Annotated in this window: 23 protein-coding genes; 10 read left to right on the forward strand and 13 right to left on the reverse strand. The window is 66.9% G+C overall.

What is annotated here, in order from left to right; genetic code table 11:
* Positions 1-210 precede the first annotated feature (210 nt).
* On the forward strand, positions 211-1803 hold the full coding sequence (locus METLW4_RS0116050; protein ID WP_157235180.1) for a L,D-transpeptidase family protein: 1593 nt from the start codon (positions 211-213) through the stop codon (positions 1801-1803).
* An 89-nt stretch (positions 1804-1892) separates the two neighbouring features.
* Here the strand turns inward: METLW4_RS0116050 and fabI are convergent, their stop codons facing one another.
* On the reverse strand, positions 1893-2771 hold the full coding sequence (gene fabI / locus METLW4_RS0116055; protein WP_018267252.1) for an enoyl-ACP reductase FabI: 879 nt from the start codon (positions 2769-2771) through the stop codon (positions 1893-1895).
* A gap of 331 nt (positions 2772-3102) precedes the next feature.
* Between fabI and METLW4_RS0116060 the strand changes: the two genes are divergently transcribed.
* The 3 genes from METLW4_RS0116060 to METLW4_RS26585 all read left to right on the forward strand — a co-directional run bounded on the left by METLW4_RS0116060 (position 3103) and on the right by METLW4_RS26585 (position 6573).
* The gene (locus METLW4_RS0116060) at positions 3103-3603 is read left to right on the forward strand and encodes a sigma factor-like helix-turn-helix DNA-binding protein (protein WP_018267253.1); all 501 of its coding nucleotides are present in this window, start codon (positions 3103-3105) and stop codon (positions 3601-3603) included.
* A 10-nt stretch (positions 3604-3613) separates the two neighbouring features.
* On the forward strand, positions 3614-4492 hold the full coding sequence (locus METLW4_RS0116065) for an anti-sigma factor family protein (RefSeq protein ID WP_018267254.1): 879 nt from the start codon (positions 3614-3616) through the stop codon (positions 4490-4492).
* A gap of 149 nt (positions 4493-4641) precedes the next feature.
* Positions 4642-6573 (forward strand): acyltransferase family protein, encoded by a 1932-nt coding sequence (locus METLW4_RS26585; protein ID WP_018267255.1) that lies wholly within the window; start codon positions 4642-4644, stop codon positions 6571-6573.
* A 20-nt stretch (positions 6574-6593) separates the two neighbouring features.
* Here METLW4_RS26585 and METLW4_RS0116075 read toward each other — a convergent pair whose 3' ends face one another.
* The 3 genes from METLW4_RS0116075 to METLW4_RS0116085 form a co-directional block, all read right to left on the reverse strand.
* Positions 6594-7040, reverse strand: a complete 447-nt coding sequence (locus tag METLW4_RS0116075) for a DUF2147 domain-containing protein (protein ID WP_018267256.1) — start codon at positions 7038-7040, stop codon at positions 6594-6596.
* A 66-nt stretch (positions 7041-7106) separates the two neighbouring features.
* Positions 7107-7535, reverse strand: a complete 429-nt coding sequence (locus METLW4_RS0116080) for a DUF1772 domain-containing protein (protein WP_018267257.1) — start codon at positions 7533-7535, stop codon at positions 7107-7109.
* 103 nt (positions 7536-7638) lie between these two features.
* Positions 7639-8703, reverse strand: coding sequence for a GSCFA domain-containing protein (locus METLW4_RS0116085; protein WP_018267258.1), 1065 nt, complete (start codon positions 8701-8703; stop codon positions 7639-7641).
* Between the two features lie 218 nt (positions 8704-8921).
* Between METLW4_RS0116085 and METLW4_RS0116090 the strand changes: the two genes are divergently transcribed.
* Complete coding sequence (locus tag METLW4_RS0116090; protein ID WP_018267259.1) at positions 8922-9971, forward strand: WcbI family polysaccharide biosynthesis putative acetyltransferase; 1050 nt, start codon at positions 8922-8924, stop codon at positions 9969-9971.
* 33 nt (positions 9972-10004) lie between these two features.
* On the opposite strand, the gene METLW4_RS0116095 is transcribed toward METLW4_RS0116090, so the two are convergent.
* From METLW4_RS0116095 to METLW4_RS0116105, 3 genes are all read right to left on the reverse strand, one after another.
* Entirely contained in the window at positions 10005-10685 is a 681-nt protein-coding gene (locus METLW4_RS0116095; RefSeq protein WP_018267260.1) for an MOSC domain-containing protein, read from the reverse strand.
* Positions 10686-10786: 101 nt separating this feature from the next.
* Positions 10787-11023, reverse strand: a complete 237-nt coding sequence (locus tag METLW4_RS0116100; protein ID WP_018267261.1) for a thioredoxin family protein — start codon at positions 11021-11023, stop codon at positions 10787-10789.
* A gap of 130 nt (positions 11024-11153) precedes the next feature.
* A complete protein-coding gene (locus METLW4_RS0116105) occupies positions 11154-11825 on the reverse strand; it encodes a MarR family winged helix-turn-helix transcriptional regulator (protein WP_018267262.1) in 672 nt (223 codons plus the stop codon).
* 110 nt (positions 11826-11935) lie between these two features.
* Here METLW4_RS0116105 and METLW4_RS0116110 point away from each other — a divergent pair, with 110 nt between their 5' ends.
* Positions 11936-12277 carry a hypothetical protein gene (locus METLW4_RS0116110; RefSeq protein ID WP_018267263.1) on the forward strand — a complete coding sequence of 114 codons (342 nt, stop codon included), beginning with the start codon at positions 11936-11938 and terminating at the stop codon, positions 12275-12277.
* 13 nt (positions 12278-12290) lie between these two features.
* Here METLW4_RS0116110 and METLW4_RS0116115 read toward each other — a convergent pair whose 3' ends face one another.
* A complete protein-coding gene (locus METLW4_RS0116115; RefSeq protein ID WP_018267264.1) occupies positions 12291-13637 on the reverse strand; it encodes a glutamate--tRNA ligase in 1347 nt (448 codons plus the stop codon).
* A 206-nt stretch (positions 13638-13843) separates the two neighbouring features.
* On the opposite strand from METLW4_RS0116115, the gene METLW4_RS0116125 reads away from it, so the two are divergent.
* Positions 13844-14980 carry a ceramide glucosyltransferase gene (locus tag METLW4_RS0116125; protein ID WP_018267266.1) on the forward strand — a complete coding sequence of 379 codons (1137 nt, stop codon included), beginning with the start codon at positions 13844-13846 and terminating at the stop codon, positions 14978-14980.
* A 70-nt stretch (positions 14981-15050) separates the two neighbouring features.
* On the opposite strand, the gene METLW4_RS0116130 is transcribed toward METLW4_RS0116125, so the two are convergent.
* Both METLW4_RS0116130 and METLW4_RS0116135 read right to left on the reverse strand, forming a co-directional pair.
* Positions 15051-15491, reverse strand: coding sequence for an Hsp20 family protein (locus METLW4_RS0116130; RefSeq protein WP_026191558.1), 441 nt, complete (start codon positions 15489-15491; stop codon positions 15051-15053).
* Between the two features lie 151 nt (positions 15492-15642).
* On the reverse strand, positions 15643-16113 hold the full coding sequence (locus METLW4_RS0116135) for a hypothetical protein (RefSeq protein WP_157235182.1): 471 nt from the start codon (positions 16111-16113) through the stop codon (positions 15643-15645).
* Positions 16114-16336: 223 nt separating this feature from the next.
* Here METLW4_RS0116135 and rpmF point away from each other — a divergent pair, with 223 nt between their 5' ends.
* Positions 16337-16525, forward strand: a complete 189-nt coding sequence (gene rpmF, locus METLW4_RS0116140) for a 50S ribosomal protein L32 (protein ID WP_024878183.1) — start codon at positions 16337-16339, stop codon at positions 16523-16525.
* Between the two features lie 167 nt (positions 16526-16692).
* Here rpmF and METLW4_RS0116145 read toward each other — a convergent pair whose 3' ends face one another.
* Both METLW4_RS0116145 and METLW4_RS0116150 read right to left on the reverse strand, forming a co-directional pair.
* The gene (locus METLW4_RS0116145; protein ID WP_018267270.1) at positions 16693-17487 is read right to left on the reverse strand and encodes an SDR family NAD(P)-dependent oxidoreductase; all 795 of its coding nucleotides are present in this window, start codon (positions 17485-17487) and stop codon (positions 16693-16695) included.
* A gap of 3 nt (positions 17488-17490) precedes the next feature.
* A complete protein-coding gene (locus METLW4_RS0116150; RefSeq protein ID WP_018267271.1) occupies positions 17491-17988 on the reverse strand; it encodes a tellurite resistance TerB family protein in 498 nt (165 codons plus the stop codon).
* Between the two features lie 336 nt (positions 17989-18324).
* Here METLW4_RS0116150 and METLW4_RS0116155 point away from each other — a divergent pair, with 336 nt between their 5' ends.
* Together METLW4_RS0116155 and METLW4_RS0116160 are read left to right on the forward strand one after the other, a co-directional pair.
* Positions 18325-19659 (forward strand): DEAD/DEAH box helicase, encoded by a 1335-nt coding sequence (locus METLW4_RS0116155; protein WP_157235184.1) that lies wholly within the window; start codon positions 18325-18327, stop codon positions 19657-19659.
* A gap of 216 nt (positions 19660-19875) precedes the next feature.
* Positions 19876-21366 (forward strand): glycerol-3-phosphate dehydrogenase, encoded by a 1491-nt coding sequence (locus tag METLW4_RS0116160; protein ID WP_018267273.1) that lies wholly within the window; start codon positions 19876-19878, stop codon positions 21364-21366.
* A 53-nt stretch (positions 21367-21419) separates the two neighbouring features.
* Here METLW4_RS0116160 and METLW4_RS0116165 read toward each other — a convergent pair whose 3' ends face one another.
* A complete protein-coding gene (locus METLW4_RS0116165; protein ID WP_018267274.1) occupies positions 21420-22121 on the reverse strand; it encodes a class I SAM-dependent methyltransferase in 702 nt (233 codons plus the stop codon).
* Positions 22122-22176 lie beyond the last annotated feature (55 nt).

The raw sequence follows: 22176 nt of genomic DNA on the forward strand, positions 1-22176 counted from the left end.
GGCGGGCGAAAAGCGGAGAACGGCCTCGAGGCATTATGGCGGCGAATGGAAAAATTCCCCGCAATTCTTCCCGACGTGCGCCGGCGCATAGATTTCAAGGCGACATTAACCAATAAGAGCAATGCAGGCGAGGGCGAGGCTCTGTCCAGTTCGGACCAGAGCGTTATGTGCTCGAGCAATGTGTTCGTGTGTGTCAGGAGTTTTCGCGTCATGTCGGAAGTCGCTGCTGTAGCCCGCAGCCGCAGGGTCTGCCTTCGCGCCTTTTCCGCGGCCTGCGCCGCGAGCGTCGCCGCCTCGGTTCTCGCCCTAGAGGCGCGGCCCGCATCCGCGCTCGGCTATTCCGCCGATTCTCCCGTGGGCGAAGCGCCCAAGGCGCCGCGCAAGCGCGGCAAGCGCGGAACCTCCTCCGAGGCCAAGCCGGCCGAGAATACGAGCCTCGCGCGGCCGCTGTTCGCAGTCGTGTCGCTCGGCGGGCAACATATTTCCATCTATAATCACAATGGCCTCGTGGATCGCTCGGTCATCTCCACCGGCGTGCCCGGCCATCCGACGCCGGAAGGCATGTTCACCATTCTCGGCCGCGAGCGCTTCCACCGCTCCAATCTCTATTCCGGCGCGCCCATGCCCTACATGCAGCGCATCACCTGGTCCGGCGTCGCCATGCATACCGGCCATGTGACTGGCCATCCCGCCTCGCACGGCTGCATCCGCCTGCCGGACTCCTTCGCGCAGAAGCTGTGGGGCATGACCCGCATCGGCGAGCGCGTCGTCATCGCGCCCTATGATCTTTCGCCGAGCGAAATCTCGCATCCCGCTTTGCCCACGCCCAAGATGCGCTCGCCCACGGAAGCCTCGGCCGCGACGCTCGCCGACGCTGGCCTGCGCGACGGCTTCGCCGATGGCGGCGCGGCGCCGCTGCTCAATCCGCGTCGCTACGCCGAGCAGCTGAAGACGAAAGCTGCGGCCGACGCCGCGGCCGCCTCCAAGGCGGCGACGGAAGCCTCGGTCGCTCTCAACGCCAAGCGGCAGCAGGCCGCCCGCGCCTCCGTCGAGCTGCGATCGGCCGAAGCCGCCGAGGCGAGCGCCCGCGCCAAGGCGGAAGCCGCAGCCAAGGCCGCCGACGCCGCCGCCGCCAAGCGTCAGGATGTGGCGACCGCCAAGCCGGAGCTGCCCACCAATGACGGCGCGAGCCCGGCCGAGGCCGCCAAGGCCAAAGCGGAGGCCGCGCTCGCCGAAGCCAAGACCCGGCTCGAGGCCGCCAAGACCGCCTATGACGCCAGCGACGCGGAAGTCGTGGAGGCGGGCCGCCGCTCCCGCGAGGCGGCGGAAGCCTCCTCCGCCGCCGCCAAGGCGGAGAAGGACGCGCAATTGCGCGCCGCGCCCATCTCCATTCTGGTGAGCAAGAAGAATCAGCGCATCTATGTGCGCCAGGGGCTGACGCCGATCTTCGACGCGCCGGCGACGATCCGCGAGCCGGAACGCCCGCTGGGCTCGCATCTCTATATCGCAACGGCGAGCGGCGAGAATGGCGCGCTGAAATGGTCGGTTCTGTCCATGCCGCCGCGCATCGCCGAAGCGCGCGCCGCGCATAAGAAGAAGGGATTGGTGGAGGAGCGCAGCGTCGCCACGCTGGGCGCGGCCTCCAGCGCCGCCGAGGCGCTGGACCGTCTCGAGCTCTCGGACGATGTGCGCCAGCAGATCGCCGATCGCCTGTGGCTCGGCGGCTCGATCATCATCTCCGATCAAGGCCCGAGCTCGGAGACCGGCGCCGTCGGCACCGATCTCACCGTGAAATTCCGCTGAGGGCGCGACGCGAGCCTGAAGGCTCGCGGTCCGAGGCGGGGACTGGACCGCGAGCCTTCAGGCTCGCGTCTGACCGCTCGCCCGGCGCCCTATTTCGCCTCTGTCGTATGCTGCGGCAGCAGGGCCAGCAGCGAGGCCATTTTCGGCGCGGCGCCGGGATTCATCATGCCGACGACATGATAGCCGGCGTCGACATGCAGCACCTCGCCGGTGACGCCGCGCGCCATGGGCGAGAGCAGATAGACCGCCGTCTCGCCAACTTCCTCGATCGTCACCACGCGGCGCAGCGGGGCGTTATATTCGTTCCAGCGCAGAATATAGCGGAAGTCGCCGATGCCCGAGGCCGCCAAAGTCTTGATCGGCCCGGCGGAAATCGCGTTCACGCGAATGTTCTTCTCGCCGAGATCGGCGGCGAGATAGCGCACGGAAGCCTCCAGCGCGGCCTTGGCGACGCCCATCACATTGTAATGCGGCATCCATTTCTCGGCGCCGTAATAGGTGAGGGTGAGCAGCGAGCCGCCGTCCTTCATCAGCTTCTCGGCGCGCTGCGCGACGGCCGTGAAGGAAAAGCAGGAGATCAGCAGCGACTGCGTGAAATTCTCCGCCGTCGTGTCGACATAGCGGCCGTCGAGCTGATCCTTGTCCGAGAAGGCGAGGCAATGGACGACGAAATCGATTTTGCCCCACAGCTTCTCGACCTCGGCGAAGACGGCGTCGATCGTCTCCGGCTCGGAGACGTCGCAGCGGCCGACGACGGTCGCGCCGATTTCGGCGGCGAGCGGGCGCACGCGCTTCTCCAGCGCCTCGACCTGGAAGGTGAGGGCGAGCTCGGCGCCGGCGTCGGCCGCGGCTTTGGCTATGCCCCAGGCGATGGATTTATTATTGGCGACGCCGAGCACGAGGCCCCGCTTGCCAGCGAGAACGCCGCTGAAAATATTGCCGTTCGACGTCGGTTCCGGTTGCGACATGGGAGCAATGGTCCATAAATCTGCGATCGAGAGGCGGGGTTCCGCCGCCTGTCGGCAACGCCGTTGGAGGGCTACGCGCAACATGCGCGCTCGAGGCGCGCATATCGGACGCTCAGCGCGCGCATGGGCGCGCGGGCTCGGGACGTGAGGCGGGGCGCAAGCGGGAAGACGCCCCGATGAGGCGTCGCTCGCGGCCCGACATACAAAAACAGATAAATCTCAGGGCGCGGAGATAGTCAATCGCGCCGGACTGGCATAATATCCGTGGGGAAAGAAACCGAACCAGCGCCGCGCGGGCGAGGCGTCAGGACCGCGCGAGACGGGCCGAGCGATGGGACAGGCGGAGGATTTCGACGAGACCTTGGAAAGGCTCACGCCGGGCCTGCGCCGCTATGCACGCGCGCTGCTTTCCGGCGCCGCCAATGATCTCGCCGACGAGCTGGTCCACACGGCGCTGCAGACCACGGCCGACGAAGCCGGGCGCGAGGCGACCGGCGCGGTTCTCGACCTTCGCGTCGATCTCTACGCCTCCTTGACCCTCGCCGCGCAACGTCGGCTGCGCTCCGCCGCGCCGCATCGTCCCTCTCTGCGTCAGCCGGCGATCATGCATCGCCTCGCCGATCTTCCTTTCGAGGAGCGGGAGACGCTTCTGCTCGTGGCGCTCGAGGGCTTCACTTATGAAGAGGTCGCCCGCATCACCCGCACCGATCGGCCGGTGGCGCTGATGCGGCTGATGCGCGCGCGCTCGGCGCTGACCGCGCTCGACCGCCATCCCTCGCCGGGAGCCGACGCCGGCCGCCGGCCGGGCCCGCATCTGCGCGTCGTGAAATAGCGGGCCGCAAATGACGAGCCCTCGGGAGCATGTCGACGAATCCGACCTGCATGCTTTCGTCGACGGCGAGCTCGACGCCGAGAATCGCCGGCGCATAGAGAATCATCTGCACGATCACGCCGAGGACGCGGCGCTGGTCGAGGGCTGGCGCCGGCAGAATGCGGCGCTGCGCGCGGCCTTCGCCCAGACGGTGAAGGAGCCCCTGCCCGCCGGCTTGCGGACGGCCACGGTGACGAGCCTCACGCGCAGCTTCGGCTCCGGCGTCAATTGGGCGCGCTTCAGCCCCAGCAAGGGCGCCTCGCTGCGCGCCATGCGCCGCTCGGACACCAGCCGTCGGCCGCCGCGCCGACCAGCGATCGTCATGTCGCTGCTGACGCTGCTCGCCGGCGCCGTGGTGGCGGGAGCGGCGCTGCTGGCCTTCACCGGACCGGCCTCGCCGCCCTCCGCCCCGCAACGGGCCATGATCGAGCCGCCGGGCCTCGTCGCCCATGCGCAGCTCGCCTATCTGACTTTCGCGCAGGATTCGCGGCCGGTGGAGATCGGCGCCGACCGCAAGGCCGAGCTTTCGAGCTGGCTCGGCGAGCGCGCCGGCTTCGGCCGCCTGCCGGACCTCGCCAATGCGGGCCTCGAGCTCGTCGGCGGCAGGCTCGTTCCGGGCGTGATCTCGCCGGCGGGCCTGCTGATCTATCAATCCGCCGCCGGCGTCCGCGCGGCGCTCTATTTCGAGCGCGCCGGCGGCGAGCGCCCATCGGCGCCGCCCAAGACCGCGCCCGGCCTCGCCGCGGTGGAATGGCGCGCGGCTGGCTTCGCCTTCGTCCTCATCGGCCCGCTCGCCGCAGAGACCGCGCGCGCCGCAGCCGAGAGCGCGGCCGGACAGGCGAGCCGCTGACGTCTCGGCGGGGGCCGGGGCCGACGCGGCGCCCCCTCTGGCATGTTTCCTTCACGCACTCGCACGGGTCGACGGAATTGTCTCCGATTGGCACATCATTTCCGCGGCCTTGGCGGCCGCCCGAACCATTTGTCTCGAAAGGATCGGCTATGTCCGGCAGCAGCGTGAGCGGAAGCGATGAAATCCGCGCCGTCCAATATTTGCGGGCGGCCGCGGCGATTCTCGTCGTCTTCATTCATACCGGCGTCTATACGGAGCAATTCTATTGGCCGACTCCGCGCGCCTTCGGCGCCGCCGGCGTCGATCTCTTCTTCGTGATCAGCGGCTTCATCATGATGGTCGTCACCGCGCAGCGGCCGACCGGGCCGCGCGCGTTTCTGGCGCGGCGGCTCATTCGCGTCGCGCCGCTCTACTGGCTCTTCACCCTGGCGATTCTCGCTGTGTGCCTCATTTGGCCCGCGGCGATGCTGCATAATCTCGTGACCTTCGACCATGTCGCGCTGTCGCTGCTGTTCATCCCGCATTTCAATCCGCTGGAAGACAATTACACCCCCTTCTTCAAGCTGGGCTGGACGCTGAACTACGAGATTTATTTCTATTTCGTGTTCGCCGCCTTGCTGCCGCTTCCCTCGATCCGCCTGCGGCTGGCGATTCTCGCCGGCCTCTTCTCATTGGCGACGGGCTTCTACCTCGTCTTTCTGCCGACCAACCCTTTCCTGCACATCTATTGCAATCCGATCGTGCTCGAATTCGTCATCGGCGCGGCGGTCGGCTATCTCTTCACGCGCGGGACGATAGCGAAAATCTCGCGGCCCGTGGCCTGCGCGCTCATCGGCGGCGGCGCCTTCTCTCTCGTCGCACTGTTCGATTCGGACGATTTCGCGCGCGTGCAAACGGCCGGCCTCGCCTCCGCCGCGCTCATGCTCGGTCTGCTGGCGACGGAAGCGCGCGGCGCACTCGCGCGCTCTTCTCTGCTCATGCTGCTCGGCGACGCCTCCTATTCCATCTATCTCGCGCATCCGATCGTGCTGACGCTGGCGCGCGTCGGAACGCGCGCGCTGCATCTGCCGGTCGAGCGGCCGCTCATCGGCATGGCCGCCGTCGTCACGACGCTGGCGCTCTCGATCGCTGCGGGCGTCGTCGTGCATCTCCTCGTCGAAAAGCCCATGCTCGCTCTGCTGCGCCGCCGCCTGCTGCAGCGCGCGAAGGCGGCCGAGCCCGCGGCCGCCGAGCCCTCGCTCGATTTCATCGCGACGCGTCTCGCCCGCCGCGCCGGCGCCGCCGCGCTGCTGATCTGCGCGCTCGGCGTCGCCGCCATCGCCTTCGCCGAGCGTGGCCTCGCCGCAGAGCCGAAGCGCGCCGCCCGTCTCGTCCATGAGGAGGATTTCGCGCGCGCCGGCGCGCTCGATCAAAATTTCTGGTCTTATGAGATCGGCTTCATCCGCAATCACGAGGCGCAATATTATCGCCCCGAGAATGTCTTCGTCGCGGATGGCGCGCTGGCGCTGGAAGGCCGCGCGGAAGGCGTGCTGAACGCCCAATACGACGGCGCTTCCAAAGATTGGACCCGCTCGACGCTCACCTCGGACTACACATCCGGCAGCATCGTCTCACGCTTCTCGATGCGCTATGGCGCCGTGGAGGTGATCGCGCGCACGCCGAAAGGCGCCGGGACATGGCCGGCGATCTGGATGCTCGGCGGCGACGACGGCCCGCCCTATCGCGAGATCGATATAGTGGAGGCGGTCGGCAAGCATCCGAACATCGTCTTCACCAGCGCCCATGCCGGCCCGACGCTGGACGAGCTGACCAATTGGTCGGCCGAGACCAATGTGCCGACTCTGTCCTCGCAATGGCACGTCTATCGGCTGGATTGGAGCGCGGAGACCATCGCCGTCTCCATCGACGGCCGGCAAGTGCTCGCCGTTACGCCGCGCGGCCCGGACGATCCGCTGCGCATGCCGATGCGCATTCGCATCAATCTCGCGCTCGGCGGCTCCTGGGGCGGACCGATCGACAGAAACGCGCTGCCGGCGCGTTTCGAGATTCGATCGATCCGCGTCTATTCCAACGAGATTTGATCGCTCCGCGTGAGCGGCGCCTATCTCAGATCATCGCCGACCATCGCATGGGCGGCAGGCGGCGCCGAGACGCGCGTCCATGTCTCGCCGCTGCACAACATGCCCCAGAGGCAACCTTTCAGCGTCAATCGCGTCGGGCTGTCGACGGTGACGAAGCCGTCATAGGTCTTGCCGTCCTCGACATTGAAGATCTGGCCCGCCCAATGATTGGGGCCGGTCTGCGTCGCGCCGCGAAGAATCACCGCGCCGATGGAGGAGCGATCCTCCGCGTTCTGCGCGGCGACGACCTTGGCGCAGAGCTTGCCGTTCTCGCAATCATAGAAGCTGAAGCGCACGCCGCCTTCCGGCCGCAGCCAGACGCCGCGCGGATCATTGGACGAGGCGCCGGCCGCAGAACCGCAAGCCAGAGCGGCGGCGGCCAGCAGCGCGGAAGGCGCGAGAAGCTCGCGAGCGAAAGAGCGCGTCATGTCGATCCTCCTTCTGTCGGGAGGGAGGATCGGCGAGCATGATGTCGAATCTTCGGCCGCGACGCCTCAGCCGTTGGCGAAGACGAAGAGCGCGACCGCGAGCGCGCCGAGCGCTGTGAGCGCGAGCTGAACCTTGCCCCACAGCTCGATCGACTTGCGCGCGTCGGCGCCGTCCTCGGCCGAGATCAAGGCGAGAATGCGGTTGTCGAGCGGCGAGACCGCGTAGAACATGAAAGGCCATGCGGCGACGATCACCGCGGCGCCGGCCAGCCAGCGCGCATCGTCGGAGGTCTTGTAGTCGATGAAGCCGAGAACGGCCGAGAGCAGCGAGAGGCCGGCGAGCAGAGCGAAGCCGCGATGATCGGAGGTCTCCCATTCCTTCATCAGCGATTTGTCGTCGAGCTTCAGCCGCGCGGGCTGCTCGACGAAATTGACATAGAGAGACGCCCCTGTGAAAGCGCCGGCGACAGCGAGCGCGAGCGAGCCCGTGACCATGAGGCGAATCCTCCGTTCGAACTGCGACAGAGGATATATAAGCTCTAGTTTCGGGAAACGAAGATCGCGTTTCCCGCCGATGGGCGGGAAACGCTGAAAATGGTCACGCGGTCTCGATGGCCTCTTCGTCGCAGACGATGCGAGACGTGCTCTCCGCCTCCGCCGCCACGTCGAATTTCAGCGGCTCGATCTTGGCCGTCTGCGTCTCGCGCTCGGTGAAATGATCGAAGAACATGCGCATCGTCTGGCTGATGCCGAAGGGATTTATGCGCCGCACATCCTCCCGATAGAAGCGCGCGACATTGGGCGGCGCCGTCGCGACGTCGTAAGACGGGAAATAAGCGATATTGGGCCGCGCCCGCACCACCTCGTCCGCCGCGGCGCGCAGAATCGCCTTGATCGCCGAATTGGCCTCGAGCACATGGCGATCCTCGTAAGTGGCGATGATGCCGACCGGCGAGACGCTGAGGATGATTCGCGACGCCGGATTGACCGAGCGGATGCGATCGACGGAAGCGAGAAAGTCGCGCACCACTTCCGAGACGGTCATATTGTGGAAGGCGTAGAGCGAAGGATCCCAAACGCCGCCGGCGACGCCGGGCGCCTGCTGCAGCACAGCGCCGTCGCTACGGCAACGCCAGGATTCGGTATGGCCGAAGGTGAAGACGAAGACGTCCAGCGTCTCGAACATTTTGCGCACGGCGGCGAAATGCCGCTCGCGCTCGGCCAGCATGTCGTCGATCGTCTCATAGCCGTCCGGCTCTATGCTGGGGCGGAAAGGATCGACGATGCGGCCGTCCTCCTGCCGCACCCAATGCACGAGCTCCGGCTTCAACGCGCCATAAGCGCGGTCGAACAGCTGGAGCAGCGCCGTCGTCGTGTAGAGATTGCCGTAGCGGCAGGAATACATCGAATAATTGCGCCGCTCCGCCTCGGCGGCGGACATGCCCTCCGGCGGCTGCTCGGCGAGATAATAATGGTAGCCGCTGGCCTTCAGCCTCTGGGCGATCTCTTGCGCGAAGCAGCTGCCGCCTGTCGCCACTTTGTCTTTCAGCGAGATTTTGAAAGGCGTGGAGAGAATGGGGTCGATCGCGAAGGGCGGCGTCTGCGTCACCGCCTTGCGCCAGAAGCGATGGTCGGGTAGGGAGCTATAGGGATGTTCCGCCAATTGTCGGTCTCCTGGAAAGCCGCCGGCCGCATGGCTCGTCGAGCAAGGTTCATCCAAGACGCGCGATCCGCCCTCACAAAGGCGAGAACAGCGCGCCGGAACGGGATGAATGCGGCGGCTTCATCGATGCGGCCGGGAGCATAAACGGCGACCGGGCGCTTGTCATCCTTCGGCGCCGACTTCGTTTTCGGGCCGCGACGAAATGGCGTAACGCGCGCATGTTGTCTCAGATCGACCGGCAGATCATCCGCTCCTGGTACAATCATCTCGTCGAGCCGCGGCTCGCGCCCTTCCACGCGAAGGGCCCGCGCCTCACCGGGCCGCGCATCGCCGTCATCGGCAATTGCCAGGCTTTCGGTCTCGCCTATGCGATGAAGCTGCTCGACCCTTCCGCGCGCGTCTCGCATTTCTCGGCGATCGCCAAGACGCTCGCCGACATAAAGCTGCTCGCCAAGACGCTCGCCACCTATGACTATGTGTTCTGCCACGAGTTTCTGCACGGGCATGTGCGCGGCGGCGGCTCGGCGGAGCTTTGCGAGCTCTTGGACAAAGTGATCATGATCCCGGCGATCACCTTCTCCGCCTTCCACCCCGATCTCATCTATCTTCTCGACGAGACGCGCGGCCATGCGCCGACCATCGGCCCCGTCGGCCCCTATCATTCGGCGCTCGCCGTCTTCGCCTTCCGCCGCGGCCTCTCGGTGGACGAGGCGCATGCGCTGTTCAACCGCAATGTGTTCGAGGCGCTCGGCTATTTCGACGTCTGGAACGACGCCGTGAATGAGCTGGTCGAGACCGGCAAGAGCAAATACGGGATGGATCTCTCCGGCGAGATCGCCAATTGGTCGCGCCGCGGCGTGTTCATGTATTCGCTGGTGCATCCGCGGCCTTTCGTGCTCTTCGATCTCGCCAAGAAATTTTTCGCCCATGCCGGCCTGCCGACTCCGGCGCCGGTCAATGGCGACTATTACGCGATCGACGATCTCGGCCGCGCGGAGATATTCCCCATCTATCCGCCGATCGGCGAATATTTCGGCGTGCAGGGCAGCTACACATTCAAGCTCGAGAATTATCATCTCTCGAGCGAGGTCGGCGAATTCGTGTCGCTGCCGTACTATCTCGCCGAATGCTACAAGGTCTATCGCCGCAGCACGCCGGCGCAGCTCACCCATCCGCGCATAGAGGCCTGGCTCGCCGACCCGGCCGCGGTCGGCCGCATCATCACGCTCGCGGGCGAGAATTTGCGCAAGGGCCTGCTGCCGGCCTGACGCGCCGCCTGCGTTCAGAACCGCGCGACGCTCTCATGCGCCTTCGAGGCGCGTGGACCAATCCTCCACCGCGCCGCGTGCGAGACGGCGCGCGGCCAGCTCTCGCCAATTGCGCGCGAGCGGCGCCAGCTCGGCCATTTGCGCCAGCGCATCGCGATCGAGCATGCGCAGATAGAGCAATTCATTGAGCCGCGACAAAGGCCAATCCGGCAGCGGCCGCTCCATGCGCTGGAGAGATGCGCCCGGCTCGGCGACGCCCTCGCGCAGCACGCGATAATACCAGCCGGTGCGGCCGCTCGTCTGAACGCGCCGCGCCATATCCGGGCGCGCGAAACGCACATTCAGCTTCCAGCAGGGCTGGCGGCCCTGGCTCACCTGCAGCAGCGCCGAGCCCAATTCGAAGATATCGCCGATGCAAATGTCGCGCTCGGTCACGCCCAGAGTCGAGATATTCTCGCCGAAGGCCGGCGGCGCCGCGGCAAGCTCCAGCTCTTCCTTTGCCCAGGCCGCGTAATGATCGCGCGGATAGTGATGCAGCGCCTTCTCCGGCCCGCCGTGATGGCGCAGATCGCCCTGACGATCGCCGTCGAGGCCGTTGCGCAATATGCGCCAGGGCGGCGGGGCCGCGCTTTTGGCGATGCCGCTCGGCGCCGCGCGCGGACCGAGAGAGATGAGCGCCGGCGCCGCGAATAGGGTCTCGATCACAGGGGTCATGGACAGGGTTCGCTGAAAAAAAGGCCTCGCGCGAGCATAGCTCGGCGAGGCAGTTCGGAGTCGCCGAAGTGACAACGGCGGGGGGGGGGGTCGTCAGTGGTCTATTTCAGCGCGGAGAGATCGGCGCCGAAATTAATGTGATAGGCGCGCCCGTCGATGACGAAGGCGGGCACGGATTTGACGCCGGCAGCCTCTGCCTCGCCGAGCCGCGCCTTGTCCTCGCCGAGATGCACGATCTCGACATCGAAGACTTGCGGGTCGAGCGCTTTGGCGAAGGCGGTCTCCGCATCCGCGCAAACGGGGCATCCGGCGTGATAGAAAGTCGCTTTCGTCGCCATGGCCTTGGTCCTCCTCTCTTCTGCTTCCCGCGCGCCGTCTACGAACGGCGCGCCATTCTTCTGCGAGCCCGCCGCGGGCCTGGGCCGGCTACGCCGGAGCCCCGAGCGGCTCGAGAATTTGCGAGACGTCTCAGGCTCCCGCCTGCTCCGCGTCGTGATGCGCGAAAAGGCTCCAGACCGCCTCGCTCTCCGCCGGCGGCGCCGGATCATGCTCCGGGCAATCCAGGCGCAAATGACGGCCGCCGAACGCCGCATCGACCAGCGCGCAATGATGCGGAAGCTCGGCGTCCGCATGGGCGTGCGGGCGGAAGTGGCGGCAGCTGACGCAGAGCCGCTGCGGCGGAATGGCCTTGGCCTTCTGCAAGGCGCGGATCGTCTTGATGACCAGATCGAGCAGCGTCTGCTGCTCTTGCGGCGTCAGCGTCTCCAGAGCGCTTTCGGCGGAGGTCATGGCGAGGCCGATGGCGCGAACGACGTCGCAGCCGGCCGGCGTCACGCGAATGGCGATTGCGCGCTTATCGGCGGGATCGGCGAGCTTGGTGACGAGGCCCTTGCGCGTGAGCGCGGCGATGGAGTCGGTGGCCGTCGGCTGGGTGACGCCCAAATGCTCCGCCACCGCGCGCAGGCGCAGCCCCGCCTCTCCGCGTCCGGCGATGAAAGTGAGCGCATGCAATTGTGTGGGGGTGAGCCCGGCCTCCTCGGCCACGCCCCATTCATCGGCGCGCATGGCGGCGGCGATGCGGTCGAGCCCCTCGCGCAAGCGGCGGGGGAGAGGGGTGGTGATGGCGTCGAAGAGCGTCATGGAAATTTATTAGGACTCCTATTTATTTTTGTCAAGCACAGGGAGCGCTTGCGATTCGCCATGCGCTTGCGCTAGGCCAATGCGGTCGCAGCCATTACAGGATCGACCCCATGCTCCGCGCCGCCGCCGCTTGCCTCTTCGTCCTCGCCGCCGCGCTTCCCGCGCGCGCCGCCGATCTCAACGATTACCCGACCTCGGCGCGGGCGGATTATGTGTTCGGCTGCATGAAGGCCAATGGCGATTCGCGGCAGGCGCTGGAGCAATGCTCCTGCTCCATCGACATCGTCGCCTCCATTTTGCCCTATGAGCGCTATGTCTCGGCGGAGACGGTCGCCAGCATGGATCAGCAAGCGGGGCAGATCGGCTCGCTGTTCCGCAACTCGCGCCTCGCCAAGGAGGCGCTGGAGGAGTTGCGCCGCGCCCAGGCGGAAGCGCAGGTGCGGTGCTTCTGACGGGCGCGCGCCCTCACGCCCCCGAGAGTCGCGCGACGGCCCGCGCATGGCCGATCAGCGGCAGCAGCAGCGACAGTTCCGGCCCAGTCTCCGCGCCTGTGAGCGCGACGCGCAATGGATGAAACAGCGCCTTGCCCTTGCGGCCGGCGCGCGCCTTCACCGCGCTGGTCCAGGCGGACCAGGTGGTCTCGTCCCAGGGCTCGGCGGGCAGCAGCGCTAGCGCCTCGGCCAAAAATTCCGCATCCTCGCGGATCGGCTCGATCTCGCCCTCGACGACGCGCCACCAGTCCAGCACATCGGCGAAGCGCGTCAAATTCCCCCGCACCGCGCGCCAGAAGGGCTCGGCCTTGAAGCCGACGATGTCATGCGCCTCCAAGCGCTCGCGCACGTCGTCATATTCCAATATCGCCAGCGTGCGATGGGTGAGCGGGCCGAGATCGGCGGGATCGAAACGCGCGGCGTTGCGCGAGAGATGCGCGAGATCGAAAGATTTGGCGAGATCGCCGAGCGAGCGCACCGCATGGACGCTGTCCGACGAGCCGGTGAGCACGGCCAGCGCCGCCACGGCGAGGGCCTCATAACCCTCCTCACGCAGCGAGGCGATGGCGAGCGAGCCGGTGCGCTTGGAGAGCGCCTCGCCCGCGCCGCCGACGAGAAGATTGTGATGCGCGAAGACCGGATGCGCATGCTCCGGCGCCAGCGCCTGGAACAGGCGAATCTGCACCGCCGTGTTGGTCACATGATCCTCGCCGCGAATCACATGCGTAATCGCGAGCTCTATGTCGTCCACCACGGAAGGGAGCGTGTAGAGAAAGCTGCCGTCCTCGCGCAGCAGCACCGGATCGGACAGTGTGGCGCAATCGATGGCGCAATCGCCGCGCACGAGATCGCGCCATTCCACGACGCCCGCCGGCAGCTTGAAACGCCAATGCGGCTTGCGTCCCTCCGCCGCGAGCCGCGCGCGCTCCTCGGCCGAAAGCTTCAGCGCGGCGCGGTCATAGACGGGCGGCAGGCCGCGCGCCTGCTGCAATTTGCGGCGCTTCTCCAATTCCTCCGGCGTCTCGTAGCAGGGATAGAGCAGGCCCGCCGCCTCGAGACGCGCCGCCGCCGCCTCATAATGTGCGACGCGCTGCGACTGCCGCACCACCACATCCGGCCGCACGCCGAGCCAGGCGAGATCGACCTCGATCGCCTGCGCGAACTCCTCGCTCGAGCGGGCCAGATCGGTGTCATCGAATCGCAGCACGAATCTTCCATGGTGGGAGAGGGCGTACAAATAGTTCAGCAGGGCCGGACGCGCATTGCCGATATGGATGCGGCCGGTCGGCGAGGGCGCGAAGCGAACGATCGGAGTGGTCATGAGCAAACTTCGGCAGGAGGTGAATGCGAGGGCCGCGCGACGCGACAAGATTCTCGCGCCGCCACCCTTTTGCCAAGAGCTGAGCTCCTTGTCAGGCGGAATATCGGTCTGGCCCGCTCCGGGATTGCGCAGCCGTCGCCGCCCGCTGGCGCAGGCGCAGGCCGCCGCCCGTCTCGAATCCCGAAAGTGACAGGCAGGGAACACGCATGATCATGGCCTATGTGTGCGCCGCCTTTTGCGCGACGCTGCTCTCGCTCAACCTCGCCAGCATCGCCATCGCCGCCTTTCGCTGCAAAGCCCGCCCCCGCACTCTGCCCGTCCCGGCCCATGCGCCGCCGGTGAGCATCGTTCGGCCGCTGCGCGGGCTGGAGACTTTCAGCGAGGAGACGATCGGCTCCACCTTCGCGCTCGACTATCCGAGCTATGAGGCGCTGTTCTGCGTGCAATGCGCCAATGATCCGGTGATTCCGCTGGTCGAGCGGCTCATCGCCGCGCATCCGCATATTTCCGCCCGGCTGCTCGTCGGCGACGATTATGTGAGCGTCAATCCCAAGCTCAACAATTGCGTGAAGGGCTGGGACGCCGCGCGCCATTCCTGGGTCGTGCTCGCCGACTCCAACGCTCTGCTGCCGCCGGACTATGTTCAGACCATGCTCGCCGCCTTCCGCGACGATACGGCGCTCTCCATCTCCATGCCGATCGGCTCTCGCCCCAAGGGCTTTTGGGCGGAGGTGGAATGCGCCTTCCTCAACACCTTCCAGGCGCGCTGGCAATATGGCGCGGAGGCGGTCGGCATCGGCTTCGCGCAGGGCAAGAATATGATGTGGCGCCGCGAGGTGCTGGAACGCGCCGGCGGCATTCGCGCTCTCGGCGCCGAGATCGCCGAGGACGCCGCCTCCACCAAGATCATCCGCGCGCAAAAGATGAAGGTGCGGCTCGTCGACATGCCCTTCGAGCAGCCGCTCGGCCATCGCACGGCGCATGAGGTCTACTCCCGCCATGTGCGCTGGGCGCGTCTGCGCCGCGTCACCTTCCCCGCCTATTTCGCGCCGGAATTCATGAATGGCAGCTTCATGCCCGTGGTGACGGGCGCTTACGCCGCGCATCTGCTCGACGCCAATGTGGCGCTGACCGCGGGCGCGATCCTCGCCGGCCTCTACGGCGCGGAATGCCTCCTCGCCCGCGTCGCCGGCTGGCGGCTCTCCCGGCTGACCCCGCTGGCGCTGCTGACGCGCGACATTCTGCTGCCGGTGATGTTCGTGGACGCCTGCCTCTTCGACGATTTCGTCTGGCACGGCAACGCCATGACCGTCCGCGAGCAGGAAGAGCAGACGACCGGCTGAACGAATTCTCCCGAGGTCCCCCTCGAAACGACCTGCGAAAACGAAAGGGGCGCCTCGCGGCGCCCCTTTTTCATTTGGCCGGCTCCTCCGGCGTCGCTATGTCGATCTTGCGGATGACGCGCTCCGGCTCCGGCCGCACCAGATCGATCGACAAGAGCCCGTTGACGAGATCGGCGCCCAGCACCTGCATCCCCTCGGCCAGCAGAAAGGCGCGCTGGAACTGTCGCGCGGCGATGCCGCGATGCAGGAATTGCCGCTCGCGATCGTCCACCTGCTTGCCGCGAATGACGAGCTGGCTCTCCTCGAGCGAAATCTCCAGCTGATCGCGCGTGAAGCCGGCGACCGCCAGGGTCAGCCGCAGCCGATCGGGACAAGAATCGGCACCCGGCAGCCTCTCGATATTATAGGGCGGATAACCATCGGAGCCCGAGCGTGTGACGCGATCCAGCGCGCGTTCAATCTCGTCGAACCCCAGGAGGAAGGGGGAATTCAGCGTCGGCAGTCGTGCCATTACGAAGCCCTCGCGGCGCTTCTCGTGCGAAAAATCTGCGAGGCCCGGCGGCGGCGCCTCGAGGCCGTATATGGAGCCGAAGCTCGACACGATCAAGCGGGGCGGCGGGGGTGAAGGAAACGAACGCCGAAGACGCTCGGCCCCCTCGAGATTATTCGGGGTCGGGATAGCCGGCCAGAAGCTCGCCGCGCGGCAACGCTTCACGCATCGCCGATCGGAGTTCGTCGAAAGCCGCGGCGACCTTATCGAGCGCGGCGCCGTCGCCCTTCTGCGCCTCGCGGAAAACCGCAGCGCCCTCGATCTGCGACAGTATCTCGGCAATGCCCTGCCGATAGCTGTCGATCGGCTCCTTCGCAAAAGGCGACATGTTGAGCTTTGTCGCAATTTTTGCGTCTGCGGGGAGATAGACGACGTTCGTATCCGAGTCGAAATCGAATTTCTTCTTGCCGATCAGCAATCTCAAAACGGGATGCTCGCCGAACTCCCTCGGAATGATGCGCTGCGCCTCGAACGTGACCATGCCGAGTCTGGTGGAAATTTGCTTCGGCGGCCACTCCGCGGCGAGCCCGACGGTGGCGTCGGATGCGAATAGAGCTAAAACGAGACCGATCAATTTTCGCATCCGCAATCCTTTTCGATTAAAAATCGTCCCTCGCTCGGCAAGACCGCCGAGGCGCCGCGTCGGGTCGACGAGCAGAAATTTTTCCAACGTCGTGGAAGTTGTCAACCCGATTCGGTCGCCCTTCAGAGTCCGGTCCAGGCTAGCCATGCGCGCGGATTTGTTGTATGCGGCCCGCACGAGTTTTCACCCCGCCCCGGATGCGGGGAGTTGGAGATCGAGACAAATGGCCGTTCCGAAGCGAAAAACCTCCCCGATGAAGCGCGGGTTCCGCCGCTCCGCCGACGCGATCAAGGCGCCGACCTATGTCGAGGACAAGGATTCGGGCGAGCTGCGCCGTCCGCATCACATCGACCTCAAGACCGGCATTTATCGCGGCCGGCAGGTGCTGAAGGTCAAGGCTCAGGAAGCCTGATCCATTCAGCCGCGCGAATTTGCGAGCCTGACGCGCGAAAGCGCCGTCGGGCTCGCGGCGTTTCAACGCGACACCTTGCCCGAAGCGAGCCTGAAGGCTCGCGGTCCGAGCGCGCCCCTGGACCGCGAGCCTTCAGGCTCGCTCTCTTCCGATGAAGCAGACCGTATTCACCGCGCCTGCTGCGCCTTGGCCAGCAGCGGCAGCAGAATCGCGCGCGGCGCCACGCGTCCCGCCGCGACGAAGAATTTGTTCACCAGCCCCGGCACGACCACGCGCCGGCCGGAGAACAGCGCCTCATAGCCCTGCCGCGCGACCTCCTCGGCCGGCAATAGCGCGGGCTTCACCGCTTTCATCTCGCCCTTGTAGTCGAAGCCGGCGCGCTCCTGAAAGCCGGTCTGCACCGGACCGGGGCAGAGCGCGGTGACGCGCACGCCATGCGGCTTCAGCTCTTCCGCCAAGGCCTCGCTGAAGGAGCGGACATAGGCCTTGCTGGCGTAATAGACGGCGAAGCCCGGCCCCGGCATGAAGGAGGCCACGGAGGCGACATTCAAAATGCCGCCGCGCGTCTCTATGACCGAGGGCAGAAAACGCAGGGTCAGCGCCGTCAGCGCGCGAATATTGAGATCGACGATCGCCAATTGCTCGGCGGCGTCCAGCTCGGCGACCCGGCCGACGAGGCCGAAGCCGGCGTTGTTGACCAGAATCTCGGGCTTGCGCCCGGCTGCGCTCAAAGTTTCGGCCAAGCTCTCGCAGGCGCCGCTCTCGCAGAGGTCGAGATCGACGACCAGCGGCCGCTCCGGCGCGCCGGCGGCCTCGATCTCGCCGGCCAGCGCCTCCAGACGCTCGCGGCGGCGGGCGACCAGAGTGACATGACGCCCCTTGCGGGCGAAGAGCTTGGCCAGCTCGAGGCCGATGCCGTCCGAGGCTCCGGTGACGATGGTGGTGGTCGCGGCGTCGCTCATCTCTCAGCCTCCCCAGGGGCCGGGCGTAACCGGCTTGTCCGCGTCCTTCGCCGCAATGTCTTTCGCTTCTTGGCGAAGCGCGACGCGATCGCGCGTCGAGACGCCGAGCAGCTCGGCGACGCGCCAAATCACATTTTCCTCGAACTCATGGACCTCGCCATCGGCATAGGCCATCTCCCACAACATGCCGATGACGACGCGGCGGCCGTCCTCGTCGAGCTTGCGCTTCAGCACCTGGGTGAAACGATAGAGATCGACAGCTTCGCGCTCGCTCTCCGCCGCGGCCTCGATCAGCGCGCGGGCGGCGGCGTGGTCGAGGCCGAAACGCGTCTCGACGATCTTTTGCAGCAGCGCCCGCTCGCCGGCGTCGAACTCCCCATCTATGGAAGCGAGATGCACCAGAAGCGCGACCGCGGCGAGCCGATAATCGGACGCCTCCAGCGGCCGCGGCCGCGCCGGCGCGGCGACCTCATCGAGAAAAGCGCGGAGAGCTTCGAGCATGGTCGCGGCCTTGGAAGGTTCGTGATCCTCTCATCCTATATGGCGGCCGGCGCGGGAAGCATAGCCCGCGGCCGCGCCCGCCAAATCGCCTCGACGCCGCGAACGGCGCAATTGCCGATTGACAGAGCTTTGAATTCTCTTTACCTACGTTCTTGCTGCAATGCAGCGTGACTCGTTCCGGCCGCGTGGATCGCTTCCCACAGGGGATCGGAGCCGTAGAGCGGGTCCTCATCACGATGACGGCCCGATACGCGGGGCAGGTCTCCTATCCATCGCTGCATGGCCTCGCGCGGGAGACGTTCTCGCGCGCATGCGGCCTATTTCGAAAGTTACGCAGTGACCAATTTCGCCGATCTCGGCTTCGCCGAGGTCATTCTGCGCGCGCTCGCGCAGGAAGATTATGTGACGCCCACGCCGATCCAGGCTCAGGCGATCCCCGCGCTTCTCCAAGGCCGCGACCTGCTCGGCATCGCGCAGACCGGCACCGGCAAGACCGCCGCCTTCGCTCTGCCGATCCTGCAACGGCTGCTCGAGGACCGCCGCCGCCCCGCCCCCAACACCACGCGCGTTCTGGTGCTGGCCCCGACGCGCGAGCTGGCCGCGCAGATCGCCGACAGCTTCCGCGCCTATGCGCAATTCGCCCGCGTCAGCATCGGCGTCATCGTCGGCGGCGTGGCCCATGGCCCGCAGATCCGCATGCTCGCCGGCGGGCTCGACGTTCTCGTCGCGACGCCCGGCCGTCTGCTCGACCATGTCTCCTCGAACCATCTGCGGCTCGAGTCGACGCGGACGATCGTGCTGGACGAGGCCGATCATATGCTCGACCTCGGCTTCATCGTCCCCATTCGCAAGATCGTCTCGCGGCTGCCCAAGGACCGGCAGAATCTCTTCTTCTCGGCCACCATGCCGAAGGAGATCGCCTCGCTCGCCGACGACATGCTGCGCGACCCCATCACCGTGAAGGTGACGCCGGCGGCGACGACGGCCGAGCGTGTGGACCAGCGGGTAATTCTGGTGGACGGCGCGGCCAAGCGCGACGTTCTGCTGGAGCTTTTCGCCGATCGGAACTTCTCGCGCGCCATCGTCTTCACGCGCACCAAGCGCGGGGCCGATCGCGTGGCGCAGCATCTCGACGCGAATGGCGTCGGCGCCTCGGCGATCCATGGCAATAAGAGCCAGAATCAGCGCCAGCGCGCGCTGGAGGATTTCCGCTCCGGCCGCACCCGCGCGTTGGTGGCCACCGATATCGCCGCCCGCGGCATCGATATCGACGGGGTCTCCCATGTCGTGAATTTCGAGCTGCCGGAGACGCCCGAGGCCTATGTCCATCGCATCGGCCGCACCGCGCGCGCCGGCGCGACGGGCGCCGCCGTCTCGCTCTGCGACAATAGCGAGCGCTCGCTGCTCAAGCAGATCGAGCGTGTGACGCGCCAGACGCTGCCGATCACCGACCGCCGCAGCGCGCCGGGCTCCGCGGCCGCCGATAGCGACGCCCCGCGCCGTCCGCACGAGCATCGCCGCACGCATCAGGAGCCGGGCCGCGCCGCGCGCCATCCGGGCAAGCCCGCCGAGCATGGGCGTCCGCCGCAACAGCAGCAGCGCCGCCGCGCCAAGCCGGCCGCCGCCCGCCGGCCGGACCATTCCGCGCCGCGCTCGCGCGCTTCAGAGTAAGCTCATTCGGAGCGGGAGCGGGACCGAGCAGGCCCCCTCCCTCACCCTCCCCCCTTCGCAGGAGAGGGGGACGGCAAACGTTTCGCGAAGCCTCGATGACCGCCGAATCTGCTCCCTCTCCCGCAAAGCGGGGGAGGGCTGGGGAGGGGGCGCTGGCGAATCTTTCAGCTCTCGGCTCTACTCTCCTCGCGAGAAAAATCGCAAGGGGAGCCGGCAATGGTCTTCGATCTCCTTATCGTCGGCGGCGGCGTCAATGGCTGCGCCATAGCGCGCGACGCCGCCGGGCGCGGGCTGAGCGTCCTTCTGCTCGAGCAAAAGGACCTCGCCGCGGCGACCTCCTCCGCCTCCACCAAGCTGGTCCATGGCGGGCTGCGCTATCTCGAGCAATATGAGTTCCGCCTCGTTCACGAGGCCCTGGCCGAGCGCGAGCTGCTGCTCGCCGCCGCGCCGCATATCATCCACCCGCTGCAATTCATCCTGCCGCATGAGAGCGCGATCCGCCCCGCCTGGCTCGTGCGCCTGGGGCTGCTGCTCTACGATCATCTGGCGCGGCGAAAGCGCATCCCCGGCTCCTCGACGGTCGCCCTCGCCGGCGCGAGATTCGGCGCGCCGCTGACCGCCGATCATCGCCTCGGCTTCTCCTATTATGATTGCCGCGTCGATGATTCGCGCCTCGTCGCGCTGGAAGCGCTGGACGCTTTCGAGCGCGGCGCGCAAATTCGCGTCGGCGCGCGGCTCGTCGGCGCGCGGCGGGACGGCGCGCAATGGATCGCCAGCGTCGCCGGCGCCGATGGGCGGCTCGAGGAGGTCCGCGCCCGCGCGCTCGTCAACGCCTCCGGGCCTTTCGTCTCAGAGACGCTGGAGCATCGTCTCGGCCTCAGCTCGCGCAAGCATGTGCGGCTGGTGAAAGGCTCGCATATCGTCACGCGCAAGCTCTATGACGGCGCGCAAGCCTATATGCTGCAGCGGCCGGACAAGCGCATCATTTTCGCCATTCCCTTCGAGGAGGATTTCACCCTCGTCGGCACCACCGACATTCCCTTTCCCGCAGCGCCGGGGCCGGTCGCGATCAGCGAGGAGGAGACGGATTATCTCATCGCGGCGGTGAATCATTTCTTCGAGAAGAAGATCGCGCGCAGCGATGTCGTCTGGAGCTATTCGGGCCTGCGTCCGCTCTATGACGATGGCGCGCTCGAGGCCTCCGTCGTCACGCGCGATTACGCTTTCGATCTCGACGCGCGGGCGGAAGAGGCGCCGGCCCTGTCGATTTTCGGCGGCAAGATCACCACGGCGCGCCGCCTCGCCGAACATGCGCTGGAGACGCTCGCGCCCTTCTTTCCGCAAATGCGCGCGGCCTGGACGGCGAGCGCCGTGCTGCCCGGCGGCGACATAGGCGCGGCCGGCTTCGACGCCTTTGTCGCGGAGCTGGAGCGCGCCAAGCCGTTTCTACGGCCCCGCCTCGCGCGCCGGCTCGCCGGCGCCTATGGGACGCGGGCTTTGCGCTTTCTGGAGCCGGCGAAATCCCTCGCCGAGCTCGGCGCGGATTTGGGCTGCGGCCTCACCGAGGCCGAGCTCGATTATCTACGCGCGCAGGAATGGGCGCGCACGGCCGAGGATGTGCTGTGGCGGCGCTCCAAGCTCGGCCTGCGCTTCGATTCCGCGCAGACGGAGAGGCTGACGCGCGCGCTCGATCGCTTCGCTCCGTGACGCCGCCTTCCTTCTCCCCGCTCGCGGGGAGAGGGGGAATTCGACGCGCGCGCTCACCCCGCGCGGGGCGTGAAGCTCGCCACCTTGTGCCAGCGAAAGGCCGCGATCGGCGCCGCCTCGAGGCCCGCCGCGCGCGCCTGCGCCTGCAGGATGGAGAAGCTCTCCGGCATATCGTTCTCGACGAGATGGGCGCAGGTCGTCTCGCGCTCCTCGAGCGTCAGCTCGCTCCAGTCGCGGCGCAGCCATTCCACATAATGAGCGTGATAGAGCGGCAGCGTCTCGTCCTCCTCGCGCATCACATCGGTCATCAGCAGCAGCCCGCGCGCCGAAAGCCGCGCCGCCGCGCGGCGGAAGAATTCGGCCTTCTGCTCGGTGGAAAGATGATGCACGGCGAAGCTCGTATGAATGACGTCGAAGCGCTCCTCGCCGGCGCCGACGGCAGCGAGCAGATCCTCGCGGCGCAGCTCCGCCGGGCAGGCGAGAATTTTCAGATTCTCGGCGGCGAGGCCGAGCGCGGTCTCGGAGAGATCGACGCCGACATAGCGATTGGGACGGAGCCGCGCGAGCCGCGGCGCGAAGACAGAGGCGTCGCCGCAGCCGAGGTCGAGAATGGAAAAGCCCTCGTCGCCGAAGGCCGCGCGCAGCGTCTCCTCGACACGCTCGCCGATCTCGCGATGGAACATGTAATTCGTGTCGACGATCTTGCGATAGGTGCGCCAGGCGGCGAAGAATGCGTCGGTCGGCTGGTTCGTCATTTCGGACCCGTTCCTCGAGTTTTCGCTCTCATAACATTTAGCGCATCTCGTGTCT

It is taken from the genome of Methylosinus sp. LW4 (assembly GCF_000379125.1).
GTDB lineage: Bacteria > Pseudomonadota > Alphaproteobacteria > Rhizobiales > Beijerinckiaceae > Methylosinus.

What these genes read in the sequence shown, in the direction of transcription:
- METLW4_RS0116050 (WP_157235180.1), top strand. Translation starts at nt 211, where the DNA reads ATGTCGGAAGTCGCTGCTGTAGCCCGCAGCCGCAGGGTCTGCCTTCGC.
- fabI (WP_018267252.1), bottom strand. Translation starts at nt 2,771, where the DNA reads ATGTCGCAACCGGAACCGACGTCGAACGGCAATATTTTCAGCGGCGTT.
- METLW4_RS0116060 (WP_018267253.1), top strand. Translation starts at nt 3,103, where the DNA reads ATGGGACAGGCGGAGGATTTCGACGAGACCTTGGAAAGGCTCACGCCG.
- METLW4_RS0116065 (WP_018267254.1), top strand. Translation starts at nt 3,614, where the DNA reads ATGACGAGCCCTCGGGAGCATGTCGACGAATCCGACCTGCATGCTTTC.
- METLW4_RS26585 (WP_018267255.1), top strand. Translation starts at nt 4,642, where the DNA reads ATGTCCGGCAGCAGCGTGAGCGGAAGCGATGAAATCCGCGCCGTCCAA.
- METLW4_RS0116075 (WP_018267256.1), bottom strand. Translation starts at nt 7,040, where the DNA reads ATGACGCGCTCTTTCGCTCGCGAGCTTCTCGCGCCTTCCGCGCTGCTG.
- METLW4_RS0116080 (WP_018267257.1), bottom strand. Translation starts at nt 7,535, where the DNA reads ATGGTCACGGGCTCGCTCGCGCTCGCTGTCGCCGGCGCTTTCACAGGG.
- METLW4_RS0116090 (WP_018267259.1), top strand. Translation starts at nt 8,922, where the DNA reads ATGTTGTCTCAGATCGACCGGCAGATCATCCGCTCCTGGTACAATCAT.
- METLW4_RS0116095 (WP_018267260.1), bottom strand. Translation starts at nt 10,685, where the DNA reads ATGACCCCTGTGATCGAGACCCTATTCGCGGCGCCGGCGCTCATCTCT.
- METLW4_RS0116100 (WP_018267261.1), bottom strand. Translation starts at nt 11,023, where the DNA reads ATGGCGACGAAAGCGACTTTCTATCACGCCGGATGCCCCGTTTGCGCG.
- METLW4_RS0116105 (WP_018267262.1), bottom strand. Translation starts at nt 11,825, where the DNA reads ATGACGCTCTTCGACGCCATCACCACCCCTCTCCCCCGCCGCTTGCGC.
- METLW4_RS0116110 (WP_018267263.1), top strand. Translation starts at nt 11,936, where the DNA reads ATGCTCCGCGCCGCCGCCGCTTGCCTCTTCGTCCTCGCCGCCGCGCTT.
- METLW4_RS0116115 (WP_018267264.1), bottom strand. Translation starts at nt 13,637, where the DNA reads ATGACCACTCCGATCGTTCGCTTCGCGCCCTCGCCGACCGGCCGCATC.
- METLW4_RS0116125 (WP_018267266.1), top strand. Translation starts at nt 13,844, where the DNA reads ATGATCATGGCCTATGTGTGCGCCGCCTTTTGCGCGACGCTGCTCTCG.
- METLW4_RS0116130 (WP_026191558.1), bottom strand. Translation starts at nt 15,491, where the DNA reads ATGGCACGACTGCCGACGCTGAATTCCCCCTTCCTCCTGGGGTTCGAC.
- METLW4_RS0116135 (WP_157235182.1), bottom strand. Translation starts at nt 16,113, where the DNA reads ATGCGAAAATTGATCGGTCTCGTTTTAGCTCTATTCGCATCCGACGCC.
- rpmF (WP_024878183.1), top strand. Translation starts at nt 16,337, where the DNA reads ATGGCCGTTCCGAAGCGAAAAACCTCCCCGATGAAGCGCGGGTTCCGC.
- METLW4_RS0116145 (WP_018267270.1), bottom strand. Translation starts at nt 17,487, where the DNA reads ATGAGCGACGCCGCGACCACCACCATCGTCACCGGAGCCTCGGACGGC.
- METLW4_RS0116150 (WP_018267271.1), bottom strand. Translation starts at nt 17,988, where the DNA reads ATGCTCGAAGCTCTCCGCGCTTTTCTCGATGAGGTCGCCGCGCCGGCG.
- METLW4_RS0116160 (WP_018267273.1), top strand. Translation starts at nt 19,876, where the DNA reads ATGGTCTTCGATCTCCTTATCGTCGGCGGCGGCGTCAATGGCTGCGCC.
- METLW4_RS0116165 (WP_018267274.1), bottom strand. Translation starts at nt 22,121, where the DNA reads ATGACGAACCAGCCGACCGACGCATTCTTCGCCGCCTGGCGCACCTAT.